Origin of the sequence: Lentzea xinjiangensis, from assembly GCF_900110955.1 — a bacterium.
Taxonomy (GTDB): domain Bacteria; phylum Actinomycetota; class Actinomycetes; order Mycobacteriales; family Pseudonocardiaceae; genus Lentzea; species Lentzea xinjiangensis.
Map to the genome: position 1 here is coordinate 332,824 of NZ_FOFR01000003.1, position 25,162 is coordinate 357,985.

General features: G+C 71.4%; 20 protein-coding genes. 5 read left to right on the forward strand and 15 right to left on the reverse strand.

All coding sequences use genetic code 11. From position 1 onward, the window contains the following. Positions 1 to 340: 340 nt before the first annotated feature. A complete protein-coding gene (gene ftsZ, locus BMW88_RS11230) occupies positions 341 to 1,702 on the reverse strand; it encodes a cell division protein FtsZ (RefSeq protein WP_089950578.1) in 1,362 nt (453 codons plus the stop codon). A 488-nt stretch (positions 1,703 to 2,190) separates the two neighbouring features. Here ftsZ and BMW88_RS43975 point away from each other — a divergent pair, with 488 nt between their 5' ends. After that, the gene (locus tag BMW88_RS43975) at positions 2,191 to 2,316 is read left to right on the forward strand and encodes a hypothetical protein (RefSeq protein ID WP_281249387.1); all 126 of its coding nucleotides are present in this window, start codon (positions 2,191 to 2,193) and stop codon (positions 2,314 to 2,316) included. A gap of 168 nt (positions 2,317 to 2,484) precedes the next feature. Here BMW88_RS43975 and BMW88_RS11235 read toward each other — a convergent pair whose 3' ends face one another. The 8 genes from BMW88_RS11235 to BMW88_RS11270 all read right to left on the reverse strand — a co-directional run bounded on the left by BMW88_RS11235 (position 2,485) and on the right by BMW88_RS11270 (position 12,732). Next, positions 2,485 to 3,147 carry a cell division protein FtsQ/DivIB gene (locus BMW88_RS11235; protein ID WP_245777713.1) on the reverse strand — a complete coding sequence of 221 codons (663 nt, stop codon included), beginning with the start codon at positions 3,145 to 3,147 and terminating at the stop codon, positions 2,485 to 2,487. 83 nt (positions 3,148 to 3,230) lie between these two features. Further along, positions 3,231 to 4,568, reverse strand: a complete 1,338-nt coding sequence (gene murC / locus BMW88_RS11240; protein WP_089950700.1) for a UDP-N-acetylmuramate--L-alanine ligase — start codon at positions 4,566 to 4,568, stop codon at positions 3,231 to 3,233. Between the two features lie 41 nt (positions 4,569 to 4,609). Beyond that, positions 4,610 to 5,713, reverse strand: a complete 1,104-nt coding sequence (gene murG, locus BMW88_RS11245; RefSeq protein ID WP_089950580.1) for an undecaprenyldiphospho-muramoylpentapeptide beta-N-acetylglucosaminyltransferase — start codon at positions 5,711 to 5,713, stop codon at positions 4,610 to 4,612. A gap of 45 nt (positions 5,714 to 5,758) precedes the next feature. Then, positions 5,759 to 7,225 (reverse strand): putative lipid II flippase FtsW, encoded by a 1,467-nt coding sequence (gene ftsW / locus BMW88_RS11250; protein WP_425434645.1) that lies wholly within the window; start codon positions 7,223 to 7,225, stop codon positions 5,759 to 5,761. 65 nt (positions 7,226 to 7,290) lie between these two features. After that, positions 7,291 to 8,664 (reverse strand): UDP-N-acetylmuramoyl-L-alanine--D-glutamate ligase, encoded by a 1,374-nt coding sequence (murD, locus tag BMW88_RS11255; RefSeq protein WP_089950581.1) that lies wholly within the window; start codon positions 8,662 to 8,664, stop codon positions 7,291 to 7,293. Between the two features lie 2 nt (positions 8,665 to 8,666). Next, positions 8,667 to 9,752: a phospho-N-acetylmuramoyl-pentapeptide-transferase gene (mraY, locus tag BMW88_RS11260; protein WP_089950582.1), complete on the reverse strand. Its 1,086-nt coding sequence runs from the start codon at positions 9,750 to 9,752 to the stop codon at positions 8,667 to 8,669. Continuing rightward, positions 9,749 to 11,209 carry a UDP-N-acetylmuramoyl-tripeptide--D-alanyl-D-alanine ligase gene (locus BMW88_RS11265; RefSeq protein WP_089950583.1) on the reverse strand — a complete coding sequence of 487 codons (1,461 nt, stop codon included), beginning with the start codon at positions 11,207 to 11,209 and terminating at the stop codon, positions 9,749 to 9,751. The genes mraY and BMW88_RS11265 overlap by 4 nt, the downstream gene beginning before the upstream one ends. Next, positions 11,206 to 12,732 carry a UDP-N-acetylmuramoyl-L-alanyl-D-glutamate--2,6-diaminopimelate ligase gene (locus BMW88_RS11270; protein ID WP_089950584.1) on the reverse strand — a complete coding sequence of 509 codons (1,527 nt, stop codon included), beginning with the start codon at positions 12,730 to 12,732 and terminating at the stop codon, positions 11,206 to 11,208. Before BMW88_RS11270 ends, BMW88_RS11265 begins: the two co-directional genes overlap by 4 nt. A gap of 277 nt (positions 12,733 to 13,009) precedes the next feature. Here BMW88_RS11270 and BMW88_RS11275 point away from each other — a divergent pair, with 277 nt between their 5' ends. Beyond that, a complete protein-coding gene (locus BMW88_RS11275) occupies positions 13,010 to 13,756 on the forward strand; it encodes a universal stress protein (RefSeq protein WP_177221046.1) in 747 nt (248 codons plus the stop codon). Here the strand turns inward: BMW88_RS11275 and BMW88_RS11280 are convergent. The 5 genes from BMW88_RS11280 to mraZ all read right to left on the reverse strand — a co-directional run bounded on the left by BMW88_RS11280 (position 13,753) and on the right by mraZ (position 19,144). Further along, positions 13,753 to 14,844, reverse strand: a complete 1,092-nt coding sequence (locus BMW88_RS11280) for a putative glycoside hydrolase (RefSeq protein WP_177221047.1) — start codon at positions 14,842 to 14,844, stop codon at positions 13,753 to 13,755. The two genes, BMW88_RS11275 and BMW88_RS11280, sit on opposite strands and share 4 nt — an antisense overlap. Positions 14,845 to 15,083: 239 nt before the next feature. Further along, positions 15,084 to 16,994: a peptidoglycan D,D-transpeptidase FtsI family protein gene (locus BMW88_RS11285; protein WP_089950587.1), complete on the reverse strand. Its 1,911-nt coding sequence runs from the start codon at positions 16,992 to 16,994 to the stop codon at positions 15,084 to 15,086. Then, positions 16,994 to 17,596, reverse strand: coding sequence for a cell division protein FtsL (gene ftsL / locus BMW88_RS11290; protein WP_089950588.1), 603 nt, complete (start codon positions 17,594 to 17,596; stop codon positions 16,994 to 16,996). The genes BMW88_RS11285 and ftsL overlap by 1 nt, the downstream gene beginning before the upstream one ends. Beyond that, complete coding sequence (rsmH, locus tag BMW88_RS11295; RefSeq protein ID WP_089950589.1) at positions 17,593 to 18,546, reverse strand: 16S rRNA (cytosine(1402)-N(4))-methyltransferase RsmH; 954 nt, start codon at positions 18,544 to 18,546, stop codon at positions 17,593 to 17,595. Before rsmH ends, ftsL begins: the two co-directional genes overlap by 4 nt. Before the next feature lie 166 nt (positions 18,547 to 18,712). Continuing rightward, positions 18,713 to 19,144 (reverse strand): division/cell wall cluster transcriptional repressor MraZ, encoded by a 432-nt coding sequence (gene mraZ / locus BMW88_RS11300; protein ID WP_089950590.1) that lies wholly within the window; start codon positions 19,142 to 19,144, stop codon positions 18,713 to 18,715. Between the two features lie 407 nt (positions 19,145 to 19,551). On the opposite strand from mraZ, the gene BMW88_RS11305 reads away from it, so the two are divergent. From BMW88_RS11305 to BMW88_RS11315, 3 genes are read left to right on the forward strand one after another with little or no spacing between them, the layout of a single operon-like run. Further along, positions 19,552 to 20,607 (forward strand): AAA family ATPase, encoded by a 1,056-nt coding sequence (locus BMW88_RS11305; protein WP_425434646.1) that lies wholly within the window; start codon positions 19,552 to 19,554, stop codon positions 20,605 to 20,607. Positions 20,608 to 20,609: 2 nt separating this feature from the next. Continuing rightward, positions 20,610 to 21,875 carry a DUF58 domain-containing protein gene (locus BMW88_RS11310; RefSeq protein WP_089950592.1) on the forward strand — a complete coding sequence of 422 codons (1,266 nt, stop codon included), beginning with the start codon at positions 20,610 to 20,612 and terminating at the stop codon, positions 21,873 to 21,875. A 1-nt stretch (position 21,876) separates the two neighbouring features. Next, entirely contained in the window at positions 21,877 to 24,402 is a 2,526-nt protein-coding gene (locus tag BMW88_RS11315; protein WP_089950593.1) for a transglutaminase TgpA family protein, read from the forward strand. A gap of 246 nt (positions 24,403 to 24,648) precedes the next feature. On the opposite strand, the gene BMW88_RS11320 is transcribed toward BMW88_RS11315, so the two are convergent. After that, the gene (locus BMW88_RS11320) at positions 24,649 to 25,044 is read right to left on the reverse strand and encodes a DUF3040 domain-containing protein (protein WP_089950594.1); all 396 of its coding nucleotides are present in this window, start codon (positions 25,042 to 25,044) and stop codon (positions 24,649 to 24,651) included. Positions 25,045 to 25,162: the final 118 nt, after the last annotated feature.

A 25,162-nucleotide genomic window follows, 5' to 3' on the forward strand; every position in this document is an offset into this window, starting at 1 on the left:
GTGGCTCCCCCACCGCAGACGCACCCACCCACGCACCAGCACCCCGCCCAACCCAACAGGCATGCCGTCACCCACTCGCGGCGCTGGCCGGCTCCTTCGGGAGTGCCGGGGCCTGGGGGCAGAGCCCCCAGCACCACCCACCAACCGTCAGGCGGACATCGCAACCCGACCACCCACGAACCCACCGCCAGGCAACCCCGCGAACCGACGCGCCCAGAACAAGCCAACCCACACACCGCCACCACATCAGGCAAGCGACCGCAGGCGTCCCCCCACAACGAAGACCCCCTGAGCCCAAACGCTACTCAGGGGGTCCGACAAGATCACAAACGAGGAATCCTCACCGCCGCATGAACGGCGGCACGTCCACCTCGTCATCGGGGTCGTCCGTGACCGGCACCGGCCGGGAGGGCAGCGACCCGTTCTGCGACAGCGACCGTGGAACCGAGGGCACGTACCCGTTGCCCTGGGAAGGCGACGGCTGCGGCGGAACCGAGGTGGGCGGGTGAGCGGGCCGCCCGTCCCCCTGCCCGACGGGCTGCGACATCGGCTGCGAAACAGGCTGCGACACCGGTTGGGACACAGGCTGCGACACCGGCTGCGACACGGGCTGGGACACCGGCGCGACCGGCGGCGGAGCGACCGGAGGCGGCGTCGGAGCGGCGTGCGAGGGAGCCGCGGAAGCCGACGCGATCGTCCCCGAGGCCCGGGACGGCGAGGACAGCGCCGTCGGCTCCAGCTTCTTGTGCGTCGGCCCGCCGCTGTCGAAGCCGGCGGCTATCACCGTCACGCGGACCTCGTCGCCCAGCGAGTCGTCGATGACCGTACCGAAGATGATGTTCGCGTCCGGGTGCGCGGCCTCCTGGACCAGCGACGCGGACTCGTTGATCTCGAAGAGGCCCAGGTCGGATCCACCGGCGATGGAGAGCAGCACGCCGTGCGCGCCCTCCATCGAGGCTTCCAGCAGCGGCGAGTTGATCGCCTTCTGCGCGGCCTGCACCGCTCTGCCCTCACCGCGCGCCGAGCCGATGCCCATCAACGCCGAGCCCGCGCCGGACATGACCGACTTGACGTCGGCGAAGTCCAGGTTGATCAGACCGGGGGTGGTGATCAGGTCGGTGATGCCCTGGACACCGGAGAGCAGGACCTCGTCGGCCGAGCGGAACGCGTCCATCAGGCTGACGCCGATGTCACCGAGCTGGAGCAGCCGGTCGTTGGGGATGACGATGAGCGTGTCGCACTCGTTGCGCAGGGCCTGGATGCCGTCCTCGGCCTGCTTGGCGCGGCGCTTGCCCTCGAACGAGAACGGGCGCGTCACGACGCCGATGGTGAGCGCGCCGAGCTTGCGGGCGATCGAGGCCACCACCGGCGCGCCGCCGGTGCCCGTGCCGCCGCCCTCGCCGGCGGTCACGAAGACCATGTCGGCCCCCTTGAGGACCTCTTCGATCTCCTCGCGGTGGTCTTCGGCGGCCTTGTGCCCGACCTCGGGGTTCGCACCCGCGCCGAGGCCGCGCGTGAGCTCACGGCCGATGTCGAGCTTGACGTCGGCATCAGACATCAGCAGGGCCTGGGCATCGGTGTTCACCGCGATGAACTCGACGCCTTTGAGCCCGACCTCGATCATGCGGTTGACGGCGTTGACGCCGCCACCACCGATGCCGACGACCTTGATCACCGCGAGGTAGTTGTGCGGGGGCGTCATCGGATCCGCCTTCCTGATCGTGGTCCGTGCTGCGGTGCTGGGTGGTGATGCACCCGGATTGGAACTCCCGACCTCTGATCGAGGCCTGGAGTTATGTCAACCCCGTATGTTCCTGCTGGACGGTATGCACCGGCGGTGCGCCGGTCCAGCAGGCGCGCCGTATGGTCCCAACACTGTGCGCTACTACTCCCCGGTCGTGCCGTCAAGTAGTCCGCACGGCACTGTGCACGCCGCACCCCAAGCCTAGTCGGACCTCGAATCAGAGATCGTCTCGCCCATGCCTTCGTAGCCCGCACACCGTTTGAGGTGGTCCCGCACCGTTGTGCGGAGAATGCGGAGGAGGTGGGTGACGTCCGTCCCAACCAGGGTCTCACGCCGCGTGCAACTCGGCTTGTGTACTTCTTTCGGGTGAGAACGATCAACGCGGCTAATACCGCGCGGCCCGGTCCGATGAGCACGGTAGTCGTTCATCAACCAGGAGGCCCGTCTTGGCACCCGCACCCGCGTCCGTGCGTTCGCTCGTCATCGAGGCGATCGTGGTCGAACTCGTCACGAGCAGGCTGGGCAGCCTGCTGGTGCGGGCCGCGATGGCGCGGCTGAGGCCGAACGGCTGACCGGGCGAGCCCTAGTAGACCCCCGTGTGTTCCCAGCCGACTCCCCGGTCCTCGCACCGGCGCCCCCGCCGGTTCCCCACCCCGTCACGGCCGCCGTCACCGCGCCCGTGAGACCTCCGCAGCCGTGAGACCTCCACGCCGGCACCACCATTGCCGGCGTGGACGCGTTCAGGAGATCGTGGCCAGGTCCGGAGACGACACGTCGTAGGTCGTGCCGGGCCGCGAGAGCAGCACGAGCAACACGGCCGCCTTGCGCGGCGTGTTCTCGGAACTGCCCCACTTGACCACGCGGTTCCCGCTCAGCGTCAGCTTCACGTCGGCGCCGGACGTCGCCGACACGAACAGCACGTCGGGCCGCAGCTTCTCCGGCAGGTCGTTCACGACCTCGACCACGGCGCGCGTCGCCGGGTCCGCGGGCGACGGCGCGGCGAGCACCAGCTCCGGCACGCCCGGCGCCGGCGTCGCCAGCACCGCGTAGTCCTTGCCGGTGGCGTCGACCAGGTGGAAGCCGTCGGGCAGCTTCACCGAGCCGACCGGGACGCGTTCGGTGATCAGCAGCCGGACCGTGCCGGGCAACTGGCGCTCGACCTCCACCGCGGCGACGCGCGGCAGGGCGGCGACGCGGTCGTGGACGCCGCGGAGGTCCAGGCGCACCAACGGTGATCCGGGAGCGATCGCCGCGGTCGAGCGCACCTCGTCCTCGGTCAGCGCCACGGAGCCGCGCACGTCGATCCGGCGCACGCCGACCAACGGCGTGAAGTACACGCAGTAGGTCAAGCCCACCACGGACAGCAACGTCAGCAGGGCGACCAGGCGGCGGCGCAGGATCACCCTGCGCCGTGCCCGGTACTCAGCGCTCCTCGGTCTCCGGTTCGCGGTGCGAACTCTCGTGGACCTGCCGCGAACCGGGGCGCTCACGCCTGCTCTTCGTTCATCAGCGCGCTGACGATCTCGGGGCCGAGCATCGTGACGTCGCCCGCGCCCATGGTCACCACCAGGTCGCCCTCGCGCACGAGCGACGCCACCAGCGCCGGCACGCGGTCGAACGAGGGCTCGTAGTGCACGGAAGCCGTGACCTGGTCGGCGATCAGCGCACCGGAGACACCCGGCTGCGGCTCCTCGCGGGCGCCGTACACGTCCAGCACGACCACCTCGTCCGCCAGCGACAACGCGGCGGCGAACTCCGTGGCGAACGCACGGGTGCGCGAATACAGGTGTGGCTGGAACACCACGACAACGCGTCCCGCCGCTGCGACCGGACGCGCGGCGCGCAACTGGGCGTCGACCTCGGTCGGGTGGTGCGCGTAGTCGTCGTAGACCGACACACCGCCGGCCCGGCCCTTGAACTCGAACCGCCGCCGCACGCCACCGAACGCCGCCAGGCCTTCGAGCAGCCCCGCCTGGTCCGCGCCGAGCTCCAGGCCGGCCAGCAGCGCGGCGACCGCGTTCAGCGCCATGTGCTCACCCGGCACCGCGACGCGCACCTCGACCGGCACGCCGTCGACCTCGACGGACGCCAGCCCGCCGCTCTCGAACGGCTTGTAGTCGACGATCTTCGCGTCCGCGGCGGTGCGCCCGTACTCGCGCACGCGGATCCCGCGCGCACGGGCCTCGGCGATCAGCCGGGCCGCACCGGGATCGTCCGCACACGACACCAGCACGCCGCCCGGCTCGATCCGGTCGAGGAACGAGTCGAAGACGGCCGTGTAGGCCTCAACGGTGCCGTGGTGGTCGAGATGGTCGGCCTCGACGTTCGTCACGACGGCGACCGACGGGGAGAAGAACAGGAACGAGCCGTCGGACTCGTCCGCCTCGGCCACGAACACGCCACCGGTGCCCTGGTGCGCGTTGGCGCCGGACTCGTTGAGGTCGCCGCCGATCGCGAACGACGGGTCCACCCGGCAGTGCTGCAACGCGACGGTCAGCATCGACGTCGTCGACGTCTTGCCGTGCGTTCCGGCAACGCACACGATGCGATGGTCTTCCATCAACGCCGCGAGCGCCTCGGCACGGCGCAGCACCGTGATGCCGCGCTCGCGAGCCGCCGCGTACTCCGGGTTCGACTCCTTGATCGCGGTCGAGACCACGACCTCGGTCGGCCCGCCGACGAGCTGGCCCAGGTTGGCCGCGTCGTGCCCGACGGCGACCCGCGCGCCCTGGGCGCGCAGCGCCAGCACGGTCCGCGAGTCCTTGGCGTCCGAACCGGACACCTGCGCGCCGCGCGCGAGGAGGATCCTGGCGATGCCGCTCATGCCGGCGCCGCCGATGCCGACGAGGTGAACGCGTTCGAGGCTCACTTCCCGGTCACCCCCAGCACCGTGCGGGCGAGGACCTCGTCCGCCTCGCGACGTCCCGTGCCGAGCGTCGCCGCGGACATCTGCGCCAACCGGTTGCGGTCCGCGACGAGCGGCACCACCAGCGACGCGACCTTCTGCGGCGTCAGCTCGGCGTCCGGCACCAGCAGGCCACCACCGGCGTTGACGACGGGACCGGCGTTGAGCGCCTGCTCGCCGTTGCCGATGGGCAGCGGGACGAACACGGCGGGCAGGCCGACCGCCGACACCTCGGCCACGGTCATCGCACCCGAGCGGCACAACACGGCGTCCGCGGCGGCGTAGGCGAGGTCCATCCGCTCCAGGTAGGGCACCGTCACGTACGCGGGCGCTCCCGGAACCTGTTGCACGGCAACGGTGTTCTTCGGGCCGTACGCGTGCAGCACACCGACGCCGGCGCGAGCGAACTCGGCGGCGACGGGCGCGACGGCCTCGTTGATCGAGCGCGCGCCCTGCGAGCCACCGAACACCAGCAGCGTCGGCGCGTGCGGGTCCAGGCCGAAGAACCGGCGGGCCTCGTCGCGCAGCGCGGCGCGGTTGAGGGTCGTGATCGAGTGGCGCAGCGGGATGCCGATGATCTGCGCGTCCGCCAGGCCGGAGTCCGGCACGGCCGCGGCGACGTGCTCGGCGAACTTGGCGCCGACCTTGTTCGCGAGCCCGGCCTTGGCGTTCGCCTCGTGCACCACGATCGGCACGCGGCCACGCGCGGCCAGGTACGCGGGCAGCGCCACGTAGCCGCCGAAGCCGACCACGACGTCCGCGCCGACGCGCTCCAGCACCTCACGGGTCTGCTTCACCGCGCCGCGCACGTTCAGCGGCAGCTTGAGCAGGTCGAGCGTGGGCTTGCGCGGCATCGGCACCGGCGGGATCAGCTCCAGCGGGTACCCGCGGGCCGGCACGATCTTGTTCTCCAGGCCGCGCGCGGTGCCGAGCGCGACGACGCGCGCGTCCGGCCGCAGCCGCATGACCGCGTCGGCCAGCGCCAGTGCCGGCTCGATGTGGCCGGCGGTGCCACCGCCCGCGACCACGACGCACGGACCACTGGGGGCAGGGTGCCCGGTCAAGACTTCCTCCGGTGTTGGTGTGCGGAGACTGCTGGGGCAGTCACATCAGTTGTAGCGACCGCGGCCACGGGTCGACCGGCCGAGCTCCGAACGGCTCTGGTTCACCCGCCGCGTTTCGCGGCGACGGTACTCCGAAGGCGGAGCGGACCGTCCAGCCATACGACGTTCGTCGACCACCGGAAGTTGCTGCGTCCGCCTGCCCGGTGCGCGCGGCGGGGTGGACGGGCGGACGGGCTTGCGCTTGGGCGGCGGCCGGTACGCCTCGGGCGCGGGCAGCCTGAGCAGCCCGCCGACCCGGCCGGGACCGAGCGAGCGCAGCGCCGACACGGCCTCCGGCTCGTGCCGGGCGCAGTTCGCGAGGATGCCGAACACGACCATGGTCGTGACGATCGACGTGCCGCCGGAGGAGATCATCGGCAGCGTGATGCCCGTGACGGGCAGCAGCCGCACGACGTAGCCGATGTTGATCGCGGCCTGCGCGACGAGCCACACCGTGAGCGTCGCGGACACGATCCTGATCCACGGGTCGGTGTTGCGCGAGGCGATCCGCAGCCCGACCCACGCGAGCCCGCCGAACAGCGCCAGCACCAGCGCGCACCCGACGAAGCCGAGCTCCTCGCCGATCACGGCGAAGATGAAGTCCGACTCGACGTTGGGCAGGTAGCGCCACTGCGAGCTGCCCTGCGCGAGGCCCCGGCCGAACAGGCCGCCCTCGGCGAGCGCGTACATGGCCTGCCGCGCCTGCAGACCGGCTCCCAGCGGGTCGGCCTCGGGGTTGAGGAACGTCGTCACGCGCTGCAACCGGTACGCGGCGCCGATCGCGAGCACGACGGCACCCACCACCGCGCCGCCGGCGATCACGCCGAACAACCGCATCGGCGCGCCCACGAACCACAGCAGGCTGATCAGCACCACGCCGAGCGTGATCGTGCCGCCGAGGTCGGGCTGCAGCATGACCAGCGCGAAGACCAGCATCGCGACCGGCACGACGGGCACCAGCAGGTGCCGGTACTGCGAGAGCAACGCGCGCTTGGTGACCAGGACGTGCGCGCCCCACAACGCCAGCGCGAGCTTCACGGCCTCGATCGGCTGGAACGAGATCGGCCCGACGGTGAACCACGAGCGGGCGCCACCGCGGACGTCGCCCAGCGGTGTCAGCACCAGCGCGAGCAGCACCACGCCGATGCCCATCGCGGCCGTGGACAGGTGCCGCAGCCGCCGCAGCGGGAACCGCAGCACCAGCCAGAACAGCACCGAGCCGATGCAGACGTAGATCAGCTGCTTCTGGAACACGCTGTAGGCCGACACGCCGGACGCGACCTGCCCCGGTGCCGACGCCGACAGCACCATCACCAGGCCGAGCACGGTGAGCATGCCGAAGATCGCGAGCAGGAGGTGGAAGTCGGCGAGCGGACGGCTCAGCCACGCGGTCATCCCGCCGCGCAACGACGCGACGCGGCCCGCTGGACGAACCTTCCGCTTGCTTCTCGGCTTGTCGGCGACGACGGTCACCAGATCATCGTCTCCTGTGTCAAGCGCTCGAACGGGGATTCCTGAGGCGTGTCGCGCCGCGAAACCTACCGATCACCCGTCAGCAGCCGGACGGCGTCGGTGAAGGCCTGCCCGCGGTGGGCGTAGTCGCGGAACATGTCCATCGACGCCGCCGCGGGTGCGAGCAGCACGGTGTCGCCGGGGTGCGCGAGGTCCTGCGCGGCCAGGACCGCGGTCCGCATCGGCTCCTCGTCGTCCGCGACGTCGAGCAGGCGCACCGGCACGTCCGGCGCGTGGCGCGCCAGCGCGTCCGCGATGACCTGCCGGTCCTGGCCGATCAGCACGGCGCCGCGCAGCCGGTGGGCCTCCGTCCGCACCATGTCGTCGACCGACGCGCCCTTGAGCAGGCCACCGGCGATCCAGACGACGCTGTCGAACGCCCGCAGCGACGCCACCGCGGCGTGCGGGTTCGTCGCCTTCGAGTCGTTGACGTACCGGACGTTCGCGCCGTCGACGGTGACGACGACGGCGCGGTGCGCGGCCGGTTCGAACGCCTCCAGGCCTTCGCGGACGGCTTCCGACGGCACGCCGTACGCACGCGCCAGCGCCGTGGCGGCGAGGGCGTCCGCGATGCCGGGCGGACCGGCCGGACGGATCTTCGCGACCTCGACCAACGGCTCGTCGTCGGCGAACGCGCGGTCGACGAGCCAGCCGCCGCGCACGCCGAGCTGGCCCTCCTGCGGCTCGTGCAGGGTGAAGCCGACCTGGTCACGGGCGGGCGAGGCCTCCAGCAGGTCCGCCACGAGGTCGTCGTCGAGCCAGCCGATCGCCACGTCACCGGTGAGGATCCCGGCCTTCGCCCTGGCGTAGGCGTCCATGCCGCCGTGCCAGTCGAGGTGGTCCTCCGCGAGGTTGAGCAGCGCGCCCGCCTGCGGCCGCACCGACGGCGCCCAGTGCAGCTGGAAGCTCGACAGCTCCACGGCGAGCACCCGGCGGCCGGCCAGCAGCGCGTCCACGACGGGCAGGCCGACGTTGCCGCAGGCCACGGCATCCGCACCGGCGGCCAGCAGGATCGACTCCAGCATGCCGACCGTCGTGGTCTTGCCGTTGGTGCCCGTGACCGCGAGCCAGACCGGCGGGTCGGCCAGCTCGGCCGCCATCCGCCAGGCCAGCTCGACCTCGCCGATCACCTCGATGCCCGCCGACGAGGCGGCCGCGAGCAGCGGGCTCGACGGCTGCCAGCCGGGGCTCGTGACGACGAGCGACGTGCCGGCCGGCGGCTGCACCAGACCCGCCACCAGCTCCACGCCTTCGAGCAGGGTCTCGAGCGCCGCCAGCCGTTCCCGCGACGAGTCCGTGACCACGACCTCGGCGCCCGCCGCGAGCAACGCCTCCGCGGCGGACCGGCCGGTCACTCCAGCACCGGCGACCAGCACCTTCGAACCGGCCAGCTTCGTCATCCCTAGAACCCGCCCGTCAGCCACTCGCTGTAGAAGACACCGAGCCCGAACATGCAGCAGATGCCGGCCATCAGCCAGAACCGGATGATGACCGTGGTCTCCGCCCAGCCGGCGAGCTCGAAGTGGTGGTGGAACGGCGCCATGCGGAACAGCCGCCGTCGTGAGGTGCGGAAGACCGCGACCTGCAGCGCCACCGACAGCGCCTCGACCACGAACAGACCACCGATGACGATCATCAGCAGCTCGGTGCGGGTCGCGATCGCGAGACCGGCGACGAGGCCGCCGAGCGCGAGCGAGCCGGTGTCACCCATGAAGATCTTGGCCGGGGCGGCGTTCCACCAGAGGAAGCCGATGCACCCCGCCATCGCCGCGGCGGCCACCACCGCCAGGTCCAGCGGGTCGCGCACGTCGTAGCAGCCGGACACGGCGTAGCTGGAGCAGTTGTAGCGGAACTGCCAGAACGAGATCACCACGTACGTGCCGAGCACCATCGCCGAGGAGCCGCCGGCGAGGCCGTCGAGGCCGTCGGTCAGGTTCACGGCGTTCGACCACGCGGCGACCATGCCGTAGCAGAAGACGATGAACCCGACGACGCCGAACGAGACCACGGTGATGTCGCGGACGAACGACAGGTTGACCGACGCGGGCGTCAGGCCGTCCTTGTTCGGGAACTGCAGCACCAGGATCGCGAACGTGATGGTCGCGATGAACTGGCCGACCAGCTTCGCCGTCTTGTTCAGGCCCAGGTTGCGGGCCTTGCGGATCTTGATGAAGTCGTCGAGGAAGCCGACGATGCCGAGCGACGTCGTCAGCATCAGCACGAGCAGGCCGGACGCCGTCGGGGTCTGCCCGGACGCCGAGGCCGACATCGAGTTCACCAGGTGCGTGCCGAGGTAGCCGGCCCACATCGCGACCAGGATGGCGAGGCCACCCATGGTCGGCGTGCCGCGCTTGGTCTTGTGGTGCTGCGGTCCGTCCTCGCGGATCTCCTGGCCGAAGCCCTGGCGGGAGAAGATCTTGATCAGGTAGGGCGTCAGCAGGATCGACACTGCCAGTGCGATCGCTGCCGCGATCAGGATGCTCTTCACTTGGTTCCTGCCTCCAGCAGGGCCTCGGCGATGCGCCACAGGCGGTAGGCGTTGGATGCCTTGACCAGCACTACGTCACCAGGCCGGACTTCCTTGCGCAGCAACGCGATGGCCGCGTCCGCGTCCGGCACCAGGACCGATTCGTCTCCCCAGGATCCTTCCAGGTGCGCGCCCTGGTGCATCGCGCGGGCCGCGTCACCGATGACGACGAGCTTGCTGATGTCGAGGCGCACCGCGAGGCGGCCGATCTCGTCGTGCTCGCGCACCGCGTCGTCGCCCAGCTCCGCCATCGGGCCGAGCACGGCCCAGCTGCGGCGGGCGGGCGTGGTGGCGCGCGAGATCGTCGCGAGCGCCTTCAGCGCCGCTCGCACCGAGTCCGGGTTCGCGTTGTACGCGTCGTCGATGACCGTGACGCCGTCGGCCCGGTCGGTGATCACCATGCGGTGGGCGGAGACCCGCTGCGCGCCACCGAGCCGGTGCGCGACCTCGGCGGGCGTGGCGCCCAGCTCCAGCGCGATCGCGGCGGCGACGAGCGCGTTGCCCACCTGGTGCGGGCCGTTCAGCGCGAGCTTGACGCGGGCGTCGCCCCGCGCGGTCTTCAGCGTGAAGCTCGCGCGGGCCTGCTCGTCCAGCTCGATGCCCTCGGCGCGGACGTCGGCGTCCGGGTGCTCGCCGACCAGGACGACCTTGGCCCTCGTGCGGCTCGCCATGCCCGCGACCAGCGGGTCGTCGGCGTTGAGGATGGCGACGCCGTCCTCGGGCAGCGCCTCGACCAGCTCGCCCTTGCCCCGCGCGATGCCCTCGCGCGAGCCGAACTCGCTCAGGTGCGCCGTGCCGACGTTGAGCACCGCGCCGAACTTCGGCGGGGCGATCTCGCAGAGGTGCGCGATGTGGCCGATGCCGCGGGCGGACAGCTCCAGCACGAGGAACCTGGTGTCCTCGCCGGACCGCAGCGCGGTCCACGGGTGGCCCAGCTCGTTGTTGAACGACTCCGGTGGTGCGATGACCTCGCCTACCGGCCGCAGCACCTGGGCGATGAGGTCCTTCGTGGACGTCTTGCCCGCGGAGCCGGTGATGCCGATGATCGTGAGGTCGGCCAGCCGGTCGGTGACGTGGCGGGCCAGCTTGGCCAGCGCCTCGAGCACCGCGGCGCCCTCGCCGGTCTTGTCGCCCGCGAGCACGTAGGCGTTGCTGTGCCTGGTGTCCACCGGCGGTGCGATCACCGCGGGGGCGTCGACCTCGTGGCCGGCCAGCACCCCGGCGGCGCCCGCCGCCACGGCCTGGGCGGCGAAGTCGTGCCCGTCCACCCGCTCACCGGGCAGCGCCAGGAAGAGGCCGCCCTCGGTGATCTTGCGGGTGTCGAACTCGACGGTGCCCGTGACCACCTGGCTGCCATCGGTTGCGTGCAGGCGTCCGCCGACGATCTTGGCGATCTCGGCGAGCGTGAGTGCGATCAACGGTGTGCCTCTCTGATCGCGGCGGTCAGCGTCTCGACGTCCGAGAACGGGTGGATCACGCCGGCGATCTCCTGTCCCGTCTCGTGTCCCTTGCCCGCCACGACGACGACGTCGCCGGGACCCGCCAGCTCGACGGCCTTGCGGATCGCGAGCCCGCGGTCGCCGATCTCCAGCACCTCGCCCCGGTCCGCGGCCGCGAGGGCGCCTTCGAGCATGGCGGCCCGGATGGAGGACGCGTCCTCGCTCCTCGGGTTGTCATCGGTGATGATCAACACTTCGGAGCGGCGCGCGGCCTCCTCGCCCATCAGCGGTCGCTTGGCCCGGTCGCGGTCGCCGCCGCAGCCGAGCACGACGATCACCCGGCCGTCGGTCTTGGCGCGCACGGCGTCCAGCGCGAGGGCGACGGCGGCGGGCTTGTGGGAGTAGTCGACGACGGCGGTGAAGTCCTGCCCCTCGTCGACGCGCTGCATGCGGCCGGGCACCTGGACGGTGCGCAGGCCCGCCGCGATGGCGTCGGCGCCGATGCCCTCCGCGTGCAGGCAGGCGATGGCCAGCAGCGCGTTGGCGACGTTGAAGCTGCCCGCCAGCGGCAGGTGGACCTCGATGTCGCCGTCCGGGCCGTGCGCGGTGAACGTCTGCTCGCCGGTCTGGCTCACGACGACGTCGCTCGCGGTCCAGTCGGCGGGCTTGGTGGTGGCGACGGTGACGGTGCCGGGCTTGACCAGGCGCGGGCCCCACTCGCCGTCGACGCAGACGATCTCCTTGCGCGCGCGGCCGTCGAAGAGCTGCGCCTTGACCTCGAAGTACTCCTCCATCGACGCGTGGAAGTCGAGGTGGTCCTGGCTGAGGTTGGTGAACGCGCCGACCTCGAACCCGGTGGCGGCGACGCGGCCCAGCTCGAGCGCGTGGCTCGACACCTCCATGGCCACGTCGGTGATGCCGCGCTCGGCCATGACGGCGAACAGCGCCTGCAGGTCCGGCGCCTCGGGCGTGGTGTGCGAGCTGTCGAGCTGCTCGTCGCCGATGCGGGTGCCGACCGTGCCGATGAGGCCCGTCCGCCTGCCGGCGGCCTTGAGCACGGACTCGATCATGTACGTGGTGGTCGTCTTGCCCGACGTGCCGGTGACGCCCCACAACCTGATCTTGGTCGACGGACGTCCGTAGACGTGCGCGGCGAGCAGGCCCACGACCTCGCGCGGCCGCGGGTGGATCAGCACGGGCACGTCCTTGAGCGCCTCGCGGGCGGCGCCGGCCTCGTCGGTGAGCACGGCGACGGCACCGTTGGCCAACGCCGTCTCGGCGAAGTCGGCACCGTGCGCACGCGCGCCGGGGAGCGCGGCGTAGAGGTCGCCGGGGACCACGTGTTGCGCACGCAGCGTCACGCCCGTCACCTGGACGTCGGCATGTGCTGGCCTGGTCAGGTGCACGTCGGCGACCGCGGCGAGAGCAGCCACGGAAGCAGGGCGGATGGCGTTGGGGCGGGGCGGGGCGGTCGCGACCTTGCCCTCGAGCTTGGCAGGCACGGGCAAGAGGCTACCGGCGTGCGCGCGACGGCCGGGCGGCGCGTTGGCAATCGGGTGATGATCAGCGCCGATACGCCGTTCGAGTGGCCGGGGCCCGCTGGTCCGGCGGGGCGAGCCCGTCCGGGCGCACAGGTTCCTGCCCGCTTTGTGACTTCCGGCCCTGTGAGCGGGTGTGCGGGCGCGGTGAGGTGGACGTGGGCAGGAGGCGGCGATGAGAACAGGCACGGCGGTACGACCCGGGAGGTTCTCCTTCTCGGCACCGGACTTCAGTCGTTCGGTGACGGTCGGGGTGGACGCCTCCGACTGCGCGTACCACGCTTTCGAGTGGGCGGCGCGCCACGCGTGGTCGTTGCGGACGGACCTCCAGGTCTACCTGGCGGACCCCGGCGACACGACGGTCCAGCGGGTCCTGGAACGGCTTCCCATGCTCACCGCGCACTTCCGCCCGAGCGGCGACGATCCGGTGGCCGCGCTGGTGAGGGCGTCGGACTCCAGCGGAACCTTGGTCTTGGGGTGCAAAGGCGAACAGCACCGCAGCCTGGGTCTGGGCTCCCTCGTCCTCCCGGTCTTGCGCCGCGCGCGGTGCGGCGTCGTGGTCGTCCGCGGCCGCCCCGGGGCGATCCGCGGCGAGTACGGCTGGATCACCGCCGCCGTCGGCGGGTGCGAGGACGCGGTCGTGCTGCGGCGCGCGGTCGAGCTCTGCCGCACCCGCCGCGCGTCCTTGAAGCTGCTGCACGTGCACCCGCCGGCCCAGCACGGCGCGTCCGTCCCCCGCGACGAGGCCGCCGTCCGCCGTGCCGTGCTGTTCCTGCGCACCACGGCTCCCGAACTGACGCCGGAGGTCGTCGTCGAGTCCCGGCATCCGCACGAGGCCCTGGCCGCGCTGGACTCCGACGTCGTCGTCGTGGGGCGCGGCGGGCAGCACGAGGGCGTCGGGTTGATCACGCGTGCGGCGCTCTACCACGCCTCGTGCCCCGTGCTGGTGGCCCGGACCGAACCGCGGGCCGACGACGGGACTCCCTAGGGAAGGGACGTCCGGCAGGACTTGCGCAGCACGGTGCCGGACGTGCCCGGCAGCGAGACGCTGCCGACGGAGTCGCCCTTCTCGTTCGTGTGGACGCCCGAGAGCGGCACGGTGACGGGCGCGCTGCCGGTCCTGTTCGCGTTGACGACCACGGTGCCGCAGGCGAACTCGCGCACGTGCACGTTCGTCGCGACCTCGTGGTGGTCTCCGAGGGGAGCGCCAAGGTCCCAGTCGTACTCGGCGCGCCACGGCGAGGCGTCGTCGTAGCGGTCGGTCTGCTCGATCTCGGAGATGGCCGCGCGCTCCCCCCTGGCCAGCAGGTAGCTCGCGAAGGCGTAGCGGAACGGCTGCTCGGCACCGCTGTGGTGGGGCTGCACCCAGGTGATCTTGCCCTTGGCCTCGTTCGCGGTGATCTCGGCGACCTGACGGCTCCAGCCCTGCGGGTACTCGGAGAGCAGGTCGTGGTCGCCGAAGGTCAGCCACCACTCGTCGAAGCCGCCGTCGAGGTGCTCGACGTAGCTGTCCCACGCGCCCTCGTGCAGGCGGGCGTTGGACAGGTTCGCCACGGTCTCGAGGCCGGCGGCGACGAACTTCTGCCTGGTGCCGGCGAGCAGGGAGAGGTAGGCGTCGCGCATCGCCGCGTCGGTCCGGTACGCCGCGGGGCAGACGCCGGGGTGGTAGGTGTCGCAGGCGAACAGGGCGTTGTCCATGAACACGCCGTCGAAGGCCTTGCTCGACGCGATCACGTTGTCGGCCCAGGCGTTCTGGTACTCGCGGTTGCCGACGTCCATCTGCCAATGGCCCGCGTAGCCGTCGTACTCGAGGCGGCGGCCGTCCGGGTCGAGCAGGAACCACGACGGATCGGCCGCGCAGTAACCGACGCCGGTGGGGAGGTCGGAATCGTCGACGCCGCCGGAACAGGCGTAGCTGCGCGTCGAGGAGAGGTCTTTGTAGACGAACGTCTGAATTTTCGGGTTCGCCGCCTTGAACTTCGCGGCAAGATCGGTTTCCCAGGCGTTCAGAACGACGTACGAACGCCGGCGCGCCTCGACCGTGATCATTTCATCGGACGCGGGCGTGCTGTTCATGTGCAGCCAGTAGGACTTCGTAGTCCATTCCTCCTCTTGGTTCTGAGCTGCGGGAACCGAGGTCACCGCCAGGACGCCCGCCAAGATCACATTTCCGATCGAAAGCACGCCGAACCCCATCTCGCCTTGCACTCAGGTTTCGAGAGCATTAGACGTGACGGATTGCGCTTTACTACGGGGAACTATTCACAGTAAACAATTGCAGGCGTGCGGTCGCGCCGCGAGGTGTCCCAAGTCACTTACTTCTGCAGCTGCACGTACGGCGTCTGCTCGGTCGACAGCGGGATCTGGAAGCGCTGGGTCAGGAAGGTCGCGATGTCGTGGAACAGCGGCGCGGCCGAGGTGCTGAACGGGGTGCCGCTCGGCGCGTCGAGCATGATGCCGACGACGTAGCGCGGGTTGTCGGCCGGGAGGATGCCGGCGAACGTGATCCAGTACTGCGACTGGGAGTAGCACTTGCAGGTCTGGTCGATCTGCTGCGCCGTGCCCGTCTTGCCGGCGATCTGGTAGCCGGGCAGCGCGGCCTGCCTGCCCGTCCCGCTCTGGTTCGGGTCGCGCGGGTCGGACTGGGTGACCGAGCGGAACATGTCGCGGACCGTCTTCGCGGTCTCCGGGGAGACGACGCGGACGCCCTCCGGGCGCTGCTTCTCCGAGCGGGCGCCCTCCTCGCCGATCTCCGCCCGGACCAGGCGCGGCGGGATGCGGAGGCCGTCGTTCGCGATGGCCTGGTACATGCCGGTCATCTGCAACAACGTCATCGACAGGCCCTGGCCGATGGGCAGGTTGCCGAAGGTCGAGCCGGACCACTGGCCCAGCGGCGGCACGACGCCCGCCTCCTCGGCGGGCACGCCGGACTGGGTGCGCTTGCCGAGGCCGAACTTCTGCAGCATCTCGGCGTAGCGCTCCTTGCCGACCTCCTGCGCGGCGAGCAGCGTGCCGACGTTCGACGACTTGGCGAAGACGCCGGTGAAGGACATGGGCACGGTCGGGTGGTTCCACGCGTCCCTGATGATGCGGTCCGCGACCTTGATCGACCCCGGCACCGACAGCACGTCGTCCGGCTTGAACAGGCCGTACTCGACGGCGGCCGCGGCGGTGACGATCTTGTTCACCGAGCCCGGCTCGAACAGCGAGCTGACCGCGCCGTTGCGCTTCTGGTCCTCGGAGGCCTTGCCGAACTCGGTCGGGTCGTAGGTCTTGTCGTTGGCCATCGCGACGATCTCGCCGGTGCGGCTGTCCAGCACGACGGCGGACGCGTTCTTCGCGCCCGACTTCGCGGCGTAGTCGGTGACCATCCGCTGCACGGCGTACTGGGTGTCGATGTCGATCGTCAGCTCGAGGCTCTTGCCCGGCGCGGGCTTCACGAGCTCGCGCTCGGTGTTCGGGATGACGAGCGTGTCGTCGCCGGACATCGTGTCGACCACGCGGCGGCCCATGCGGCCGGCCAGCACGTTGTCCTGGGCGTTCTCCAGGCCGAGGATGCCCTGGGTGGTGGGCGGCTTCTCGTCCTGGCGCCAGTTCGCCGCGCCGATGATGTTCGAGGCCAGGTCGCCGTTGGGGTAGATGCGCTTGGAGCGGTACTCCGAGCCGATCTCCGCCGGGTACTTCGCGACGATCTTCGCGGCCTTCTCCGGCTCCGCCTCGCTCACCAGGACCTCGTAGCTGATGTCCTTGACGAGCTGCTGGTAGACCGACTCCTCGTCGGTCTTCTCCCCGTTGACCTCCGGCCCGAGCGTCGAGGAGATGAACCTGGCCACCTCGCGCGAGTGGTCCTCGTAGGACAGCGGGTACTTCTCCGGGTCCTTCGCGCGGGCGTCGTCCCAGGTCTTGCGGGCCCGCTGCGGCAGGATGTACAGCGCCCGCACCTCGATCGAGAACGCGAGCTGGTTGCCGTTGCGGTCGAGGATCGAGCCGCGTTCGGCGGGGATGTTCTGGCGGGTGGTGCGCTGCTTCTGCGCCTGCGCCGACAGCTCCTCCGCCTGAATGCCCTGCACCTGCACGAGCTTCACGCCCGCGATGAGCAACGCGCCGATCAGCAGGATGCGGCCGACCGCGATGCGCAGCCTGCTGTTGTCACCGATGCGCGCGGCGGGGCGCGGGCCGCGCACCGACAACGGGCGGCGCGGCGCCCTGTTCTGCGGACCCGGCATCAGCCACCCGCCGGAGGAGCCGGAGGGTTCTGGCCCTGCTGCTGCTCACCGGCGGGCGGTGTCTGACCGGCGGGTGGCTCGGACGAGGGCGGCGGAGGCGGGGGCGGCGGCGTCGACTTGGTCGGCGCGCTCGGCTTGCCGAACTCCTCGATCGTGCCGTCCGGGTTCTGCCGCAGCCGCGCCGGGTTCGACGGCTCGACGAGCCCCATCTCGGTGGCCCGGCGCGCGAGGTCCGTCGGCGACTCGAGCAGCGCGACCTCCCGGCGGAGCTGCTCCATCCGCAACGTCAGCTTCTCCGCCTCGGACCTCGCCTCCTGCAGGCGGTAGGTGTCGGCGGCGGCCTGGGTCGAGAAGTACATGATCCCGGCGACGCCCGCGCCCAGCACGAGCATCACCAGCACGACGAACGGCGCCTTCGACACCTGCCTCTGCTGCGGTGCCGGGGTGCCGTTGCGCAGGTTGCGGTCGCGCTGGGCCCGCCGCGCGTACGCGCGCTCGGCTCCGGCGGAGCGCCGCCGGGCCTTGTCGCGCTCCCCGGTCCTGGCCCCGGCCTTGGCGGGGTCGCGGGGCGACGGCCCACCGACCCGTGCGGGTGCCGTCATCTCGGTTCTCCGATCCGTTCGGCCGCCCGCAGCCGCACCGGCGCCGCGCGCGGGTTGTCCTCGATCTCCTGCTCGGACGCGAGCTCCGCGCCCTTCGTCAGCAACCTGAGCTCCGGCCCGTGACCCGGCAGCTCCACCGGCAGTCCCGGCGGTGTTCTCGACTTCGCCAGCTCGGCGAACGCGTGCTTGACCATGCGGTCCTCGAGCGACTGGTACGACTCGACGACGATCCGGCCGCCCACGCCCAGCACGCCCAGGGCGGCGGGCAGCGCCAGCCGCAGCGACTCCAGCTCGCCGTTGACCTCGATCCGCAACGCCTGGAACGTGCGCTTGGCCGGATGGCCGCCCGTGCGCCGCGACGCCGCGGGCACCACGGCGTAGAGCAGCTCGACGAGCCGGCCGGAGTTGGTGAACGGCTCCTTCTCGCGCTCCTTGAGCACCGCGGAGGCGATCTTGCCCGCGAACCGCTCCTCGCCGTAGGTGGAGAGGACCCGCGCGAGGTCGCCGTGCGAGTAGGTGTTCAGCACGTCCGCCGCCGTCATGCCCGTGCCCTTGGACATCCGCATGTCGAGCGGCGCGTCCTTCGAGTAGGCGAACCCGCGCTCCTCCTCGTCGAGCTGCAACGAGGACACGCCGAGGTCCATCAGCACACCGTCCACGCGCGGATGGCCGAGGTCCCGCACGGCTTCGTCGATGTGGTCGTAGGTGACGTTGACGAGGTGAACGCGGTCGCCGTGGTGGGCGAGGCGCTTGCCGGCCATCTCGATGGCCTGCGGGTCGCGGTCGAGCCCGATCAGCGTGAGCTCCGGGTGGGCGCTCAGCAGCGCGTCGGAGTGGCCGCCCATGCCGAGCGTCGTGTCGACGACGACGGCGGGCTTGCCGGACAGCGCGGGGGCGAGGAGCTCCAGGACGCGGTCCAGCAGCACCGGAACGTGCCGCGGCTGATCCATCGTCCCTCGACTCCCCTGATGCGCGTGTCGGGTGACGTCAGGTCCCCGCCCGCCCGTCGAACCTGGCGCCGGGGAAGGTGCGCCAGGGCCGTAGTCGAGCGGACCGAGGCCTCACGGCACCCGAATCGCGTGTGGAACATCCGGCCTGTTGCTCGGCTGACCGCCATCAGAAGACGCCCGGTATGACCTCCTCGCGAGCCTCGGCGTAGCCGTCCTCGTGCTCCTCGAGGTAGGTCTGCCAGGCCGCCGCGTCCCAGATCTCGAGCCTGGTGAACGCGCCGACGACCACGCACTCCTTGGTCAGCCCGGCATACCGGCGCAGTTCCGGCGCGATCAGTACCCGACCCTGACCGTCCGGACGCTGCTCGTCCGTTCCTGCGAACAGGTAGCGCTGATAGGCGCGTACGGCGTCGTTGGTGAACGGCGCCTCGGCGACTTTCCTCGCCATCTGCTCGAACTCCGCTCGCGGGAACACGTACAGGCAGTGGTCCTGGCCCTTGGTGACCATCAGACCTCCCGCCAGTTCGTCCCGGAACTTCGCAGGCAGTGTCAGCCGACCCTTGTCGTCCAGGCGCGGGTAGTGAGTGCCGAGGAACATCGGCAACCACCTCCCTCGCCGGGCGGCAAGACCGGCAGTGGAGCCCCCGTCTGCCCCACCGGCCGCCACAGTACCCCACTTTTCACCACAGTCAACGCTGAAACAGGTGCTCACACACCTGCTTGCAACCTGTTTGCCCTGGTAGAAGCCGTGGGGCGACGTGGGGGGACGGTGGGGAGCGAGATCAGCCACCACCTTGCCGAGTGAGGGTTCAGCCCCGGTTCAGCACTCGAACGGCCTAGAAAATCCGGTCGAATCGCCGGGTTGGGACGGATCGGTGGGGGAACGTGGACACTGGTGGAGCGAACCCCGCTGTGGCCCGCACGTGTAGGGCACTTAGCCGTGGTTTGACACACTGCGTGAAACGCTCACACGTCCGTGTTCCGGACACGGCTGCTGGAGGTTCAGTGACACCGGGAAGCCCAAGCGCGAGCAACCACGCGCCGGTCGATCAGGTCCTCGGGGAGTTGCACGGCGCCGTCCAGCGGATCGCCGCCAACGTCGAACGGGTGCTCGTCGGCAAACCCGACGTGGTCCGGCTCGCCCTCGTGACACTGCTCGCCGAAGGGCACCTTCTGGTCGAGGACGTGCCGGGTGTCGGCAAGACCTCGCTCGCGAAAGCGCTGGCCCGCTCGATCGACTGCACCGTGAGCCGCGTGCAGTTCACGCCCGACCTGCTGCCGAGCGACATCACCGGTTCGTCGATCTACAACCGGCAGGAGAACGACTTCGAGTTCCGCCCCGGGCCGATCTTCGCGAACATCGTCGTGGGCGACGAGATCAACCGAGCCTCCCCGAAGACGCAGTCCGCGCTCCTGGAGTGCATGGAGGAGCACCAGGTCACGGTCGACGCGAACACCTACCCGCTGGGCTCGCCGTTCATGGTGATCGCGACGCAGAACCCGATCGAGATGGAGGGCACCTACGCCCTGCCGGAGGCGCAGCGGGACAGGTTCACCGCGCGCGTCTCGATCGGCTACCCCGACCCGGCCGCCGAGCTCGCGATGGTCGACGAGCACGCCGGCCACAACCCGCTCGACGACCTGCGGCCCGTCTCGGACGCGGCGCAGATCCTGCGGCTGATCGAGACCGTGCGCCGGGTGCACCTCTCCCCCGAGGTCCGCCGGTACGCCGTCGAACTGGTGTCCGCCACGCGCCGCCTGCCGGAGCTGCGACTGGGCGCGTCGCCGCGATCGACTCTGCACCTCGTGCGGGCCGCACGCGCGCAAGCCGCGCTCGCGGGCCGTGACTTCGTGGTGCCGGACGACATCCACGCGGTGTCGATCCCGGTGCTCGCCCACCGGCTCGTGATGACCGCGGAGGCGCAGGCCGCCCGCCGGTCACCCGCCGAGCTGATCAGGGTGCTGCTGCAACGGGTACCGGTGCCGACGGCGGCGCTGGACCCGAGTGCGGCGTTCGTCCGGAGCATGAACAACAACAACAACGCAGGGATGCCACGCTGACGATGCGCACCGCACTCTCCGGCCTGACCACGCGCGGAAGATGCTTGCTGGCCGCGGGTTTCGCCGCCGGGGTGTGCGCCGCGGTCCTGAACGAGCGCGACCTGCTGCGGGTCGCGGCCTTCGTGATCGCGCTGCCGCTGCTGGCCGCGTGGCTCGCGACGAGGGCCAGGGTGGGCTTGCACGCCGCCCGCTTCCTCGCGCCGGGCCGCGTGCCGGTCGGCGCGGCGGCCGAGGTGAAGCTCGACCTGCGCAGCACCGGCCGGTTGCCCACGGGCGGGCTGATGCTGGAGGACACCGTGCCGTACGCGCTGGGCGCGCGGCCGCGGTTCCTGGTGGAGCGCCTGCCGCGCAACACGCCCACTGCGCTGCGCTACCCGCTCAAGCCGGTGATGCGGGGCATCCAGCAGGTCGGGCCGCTGATGGCGCGGATCACCGACCCGTTCGGGCTGGCGGAGTTCGACCGCGAGCTCGCCGGCCGCTCCCGCCTGGTCGTGGTCCCGCGCGTCGTCCGGCTGGCGGGGCTGCCCGGCGGGTCCGGCATGGGCGCGGGCGACGACGGCTCGGTGCGGCTGCGGGCGGGCCAGGGCGAGGACGACGCGATCGTGCGGCAGTACCGCCAGGGCGACGACCTGCGGAAGGTCCACTGGCGGTCCACGGCCCGGCGCGACGAGCTGATGGTGCGCGTCGAGGAACGCCCGTGGCGCGGCGGCACGACCGTGCTGCTCGACCACCGGGTGCATGCGCACCGTGGCAGCGGACCGACGGCGTCGCTCGAATGGGCGATCTCGTTCGTGGCGTCGCTCTGCCTGCACCTGCACCACTTCGGCCACCAGGTGCGCCTGGTCTCCGAGGACGGGCGGGTGCTCGCGGGCGGTTCCGCCGACGGCGGGCACAGCGACCACGTGGTGCTGGACTCGCTCGCGGCGCTGCAGGCGTCGCACCGGCGGGAGCTGAGCGCGGGGATCGACCCCGGCGCCGGCCAGGAGGTCGTCGCGGTGCTCGGTGCCGTGTCCCCGGCGTCGGTCGAGGAGCTGATCCGGTACCGGCCGCGCGGCATGCGCAGCCTGGCCGTGCTGCTCGACGTGAACGCGTGGGCCGGTGGGTCGGACGCCTCCGCGCCCGACCCCGAGGACGCACGGCGGTTGCTGACCGGCGCGGGCTGGGGCGTTGTGATCGCGCGGCCCTCCGCGTCGATGCAGCAGGTGTGGCAGGAGTTGTGCGCCTCGGCGGGTAACCGGGGACCGTCGGTTCGCTCGGAGGTGGGCTGAGATGGGGACCCGTTCCGCCGCTCCCGCGAAGGGGGCGGAGCCCGAGTGGTTCACGTCGGCGACGCCGTGGATCGCGGCGCTGGCCGTGCTGTGCGCGTCGACCGCGCTCTCCGGCGTGATCGAGGGCGACCTGTGGCTCCTGCGCATCGGCGTGGTGATCGTCGCGATCACCGTGACCGGCGCGTTCCTGCGGGCGACCCGGCTCACCCCGCCGCTGGTCGCGATCGCCCAGGTCTTCGTGTTGCTGTGCCTGCTCACCGCGTTGCACACGCGGTCGGGCATCTTCCTGTTCCTCCCCGGCCCCGACGCGCTGAGCGAGCTGGGCGGCGTGCTCGCCGACTCCGTGACGCAGGTGCAGACCGGGGTGCCGCCGGTGCACGCGACACCGGCCATCCAGGCGCTCGTGGTGCTGGCGATCGGCTTGGTCGCGGTGCTGGTGGACACGCTCGCCGTCGCGGCGGGCGCGCCGGCGGCGTCCGGGCTGGTGCTGCTGTGCGTCTTCGCGGTGCCCGCGTCGCTGGCCGACGAGATGCTGCCGTTCTGGACGTTCGTACTGGGCGCGGCGGCGTTCGCGATGCTGCTCGCGGTGGACGGCCAGCACCGGCACGAGGCGTGGCGCGGCCGGCTCGGGTCCGGGTCGGCGAGCGGGTCCGGTGGCTCCGCGACCACGGTGGCGGGCATCGCGATGGTGATCGCGCTGGTCGTCGGCGCGGGCGTCACGATCGTCGGCACCGTCGGCAGGCTGCCCGGCGGCGGTTCCGGTGGTGGCGGCGGCAAGGGCGGCATCGGCCTGAGCGAGATGACGTCGTTGCGCGGCATGCTGAACCGCGGCAAGACCGCCGAGGTGTTCTACGTGCGCGGCCTGCCGGACCGGACGTACCTGCGGGCGACCACGCTCGCGAGGTACGTGCCGAACAAGGGCTGGGAGCGCGGCACCGACCCCGGCGGCCAGCCCGCGCGCGGCGAGCTCCCGTTGCAGCCGGGTGACCGCGGTGAGGGCAAGACGACGCGGATCAACATCGAGCCGCGCGACTGGAAGAGCTTCTGGCTGCCGACCTACGGCTCGGTCCGCCGCATCGACACCCCCGAGGACGACTACCGCTTCGACGCGAAGAAGGGCGTGATCTTCTCACAGCGGGAGCGCGAGCCGAAGCCCTACGAGATCGACACGGTGCTGTCGACGCCCACCAAGCAGGCGCTGCGCCTGGCGTCCGGCCAGAAGAACCTGGTCGACGGCGAGTACTACAAGTTCGAGGGCGTCGAGCAGGAGGTGGTCGACCTCGCGAACGAGGTCGTGAAGGACACCACCAACGACTTCGACAAGGCCGCGAAGCTGTCCGAGTTCTTCAACAGCCCCACCAGCGACTTCAAGTACGACCTCAAGACCCAGGGCGATGTCACCAAGGACGCGCTGACCGACTTCGTGACCAGGGGCAAGGTCGGCTACTGCGAGCAGTACGCCTCCGCGATGGCCGTCATGGCCCGCGTGGTCGGCCTTCCGTCGCGGGTCGCGATCGGCTTCACCGCCGGCGTCGAGGCCGCGGACAACACCCACCGCGTGATCAGCACCGACGACGCGCACGCGTGGGTCGAGATCTTCTTCCCGAACCACGGCTGGATGACCTTCGACCCCACCCCGGTCAGCGACGGCCGCGGGGTGATGCCGCCGTACATGCAGGAGAACCCGCAGGGCGAGGAGGAACAGCCGACCGCCGAGACGACGACCGAGTCCACGGCGCCGTCCGCGACCGGGTCGGTCCAGCAGTCCGCTTCACCCGACGGCGAGGAAGGCGACGACAGCGCCGTGCTGCAAGGCACGCCGGAGGACACGTCGAAGAACTGGATCCCGAACGCGCTGCTCGGTGCCTTCCTCCTCGCACTGGCCATGCAGCTGGTGTACCAGAGCCAGCTCAAACGCGAGAAGTCCCCGCTGACGCGGGAGGGGTATCCGATGGCCCCCGGGCTGATCCGCAAGGACTCCCCGACGGCGCTGCGGCGCTGGGGCGGGCTGGTCTCGGTCGCCCTGTGGGCGGCCGTGCTGCTGCTGGCCGTGGCATGGCTGTCGTACGTGCTCATGGCGGTCGTGCTGGCGCTGCTCGTCGCCACCACGCCCGCGGCGATCCGCGCGTTGCGGCGCCGCAACCGGTTGCGCGAGGTCGCGAAGCTCGGCCCGGGCGCCTCCACCGCGGCCTGGAGCGAGCTGATGGCCGAGTCGATCGACCGCGGCGCGCCCGTGCCCGCGGCCGAGACGATCAGGGCCGCCGCCCGCCGGTTGGCGCGCGAGCACAACCTGGACGACGCGGGCAAGAACGGCCTGCGGACGGTCATCGGGGCGATCGAGCGGTCCTGGTACAGCGCGAACCCCCTCGCCGACCCCGCGCTGCCCGCGGCACTGGCGGCGGTGCGGCAGTCGCTGCGGCAGAACGCCCCGCTGTCGCTGCGGGCGCGGCTGCTGCCGAAGTCGGTGCTGCGGCCGGCACCCGCGCCGGTGGCCGAGACGCCGGACCGGGAGCCCGTCCCGGTCTAGGAGGCTTCCCCCAGGTCCGCTCGACGAGAGTCACGGCCGGGAGTTCCGGAGGCGGTGCCGCCTCCGGAACCCTCGTACCGGGTGTGGTGCGGCGGTGCCGCCTCCGCAGCCCTCGGCCGCGCCTGTCGCGGCCGAGACTCGCGGGACCCGCTCTGGGCGCCTCCCGGCTGGTCCGGGAGCTGGCTGGGGCAAAGCGACGGGCCCGCTCCCCTCGGGGGGCGGGCCCGTTGTCGTAGGTCCGAAGGCTTACCGCTCCTCGTCGAAGCGACGACGGAAGCGCTCTTCCATCTTTTCGGAGAACGAGCTGCGGCTGCGCGCTGGCTTGCCGTCCTCCTGCGCGCCCTCGGCGACCTGGTCACCGCGACGCAACGTCGTCAGGGTGATGAGGACACCGAAGAACATGAGCAGGAAGCCGAAAACGCTCACCACGGGGATGCTGGCAATCGCGAGCTGCGGCAGCATCACGCCGGTGATCAGCGCGGCCACACCGACCACGAACAGCACGATGCCCTGTACACGGCGCCGCTTGGACGGCCGCCGCAACTTGGCGCCTCGTACGGTGGATGCGAACTTCGGGTCTTCGGCGTAGAGCGCGCGCTCGATCTGGTCGAGCAGTCGCTGCTCGTGCTCGGAGAGTGGCATCGTTCCTCCTCCGGCACAGCGGTCGCGGGCGCCGGGTGTTCTCGGTTTCCGCCGAACCCGGCGGACGACCCACCCTGGGGACGTCACCCTCCAGGATACGATCCGCGCGGCCCGGCGA

Coding starts and splice junctions, on each gene's coding strand:
- ftsZ (WP_089950578.1), bottom strand. CDS start 1,702: ATGACGCCCCCGCACAACTACCTCGCGGTGATCAAGGTCGTCGGCATC.
- murC (WP_089950700.1), bottom strand. CDS start 4,568: ATGAGCGGCATCGCCAGGATCCTCCTCGCGCGCGGCGCGCAGGTGTCC.
- murD (WP_089950581.1), bottom strand. CDS start 8,664: ATGACGAAGCTGGCCGGTTCGAAGGTGCTGGTCGCCGGTGCTGGAGTG.
- BMW88_RS11280 (WP_177221047.1), bottom strand. CDS start 14,844: ATGAACAGCACGCCCGCGTCCGATGAAATGATCACGGTCGAGGCGCGC.
- BMW88_RS11285 (WP_089950587.1), bottom strand. CDS start 16,994: ATGCCGGGTCCGCAGAACAGGGCGCCGCGCCGCCCGTTGTCGGTGCGC.
- ftsL (WP_089950588.1), bottom strand. CDS start 17,596: ATGACGGCACCCGCACGGGTCGGTGGGCCGTCGCCCCGCGACCCCGCC.
- rsmH (WP_089950589.1), bottom strand. CDS start 18,546: ATGGATCAGCCGCGGCACGTTCCGGTGCTGCTGGACCGCGTCCTGGAG.
- mraZ (WP_089950590.1), bottom strand. CDS start 19,144: ATGTTCCTCGGCACTCACTACCCGCGCCTGGACGACAAGGGTCGGCTG.
- BMW88_RS11310 (WP_089950592.1), top strand. CDS start 20,610: ATGCGCACCGCACTCTCCGGCCTGACCACGCGCGGAAGATGCTTGCTG.
- BMW88_RS11315 (WP_089950593.1), top strand. CDS start 21,877: ATGGGGACCCGTTCCGCCGCTCCCGCGAAGGGGGCGGAGCCCGAGTGG.
- BMW88_RS11320 (WP_089950594.1), bottom strand. CDS start 25,044: ATGCCACTCTCCGAGCACGAGCAGCGACTGCTCGACCAGATCGAGCGC.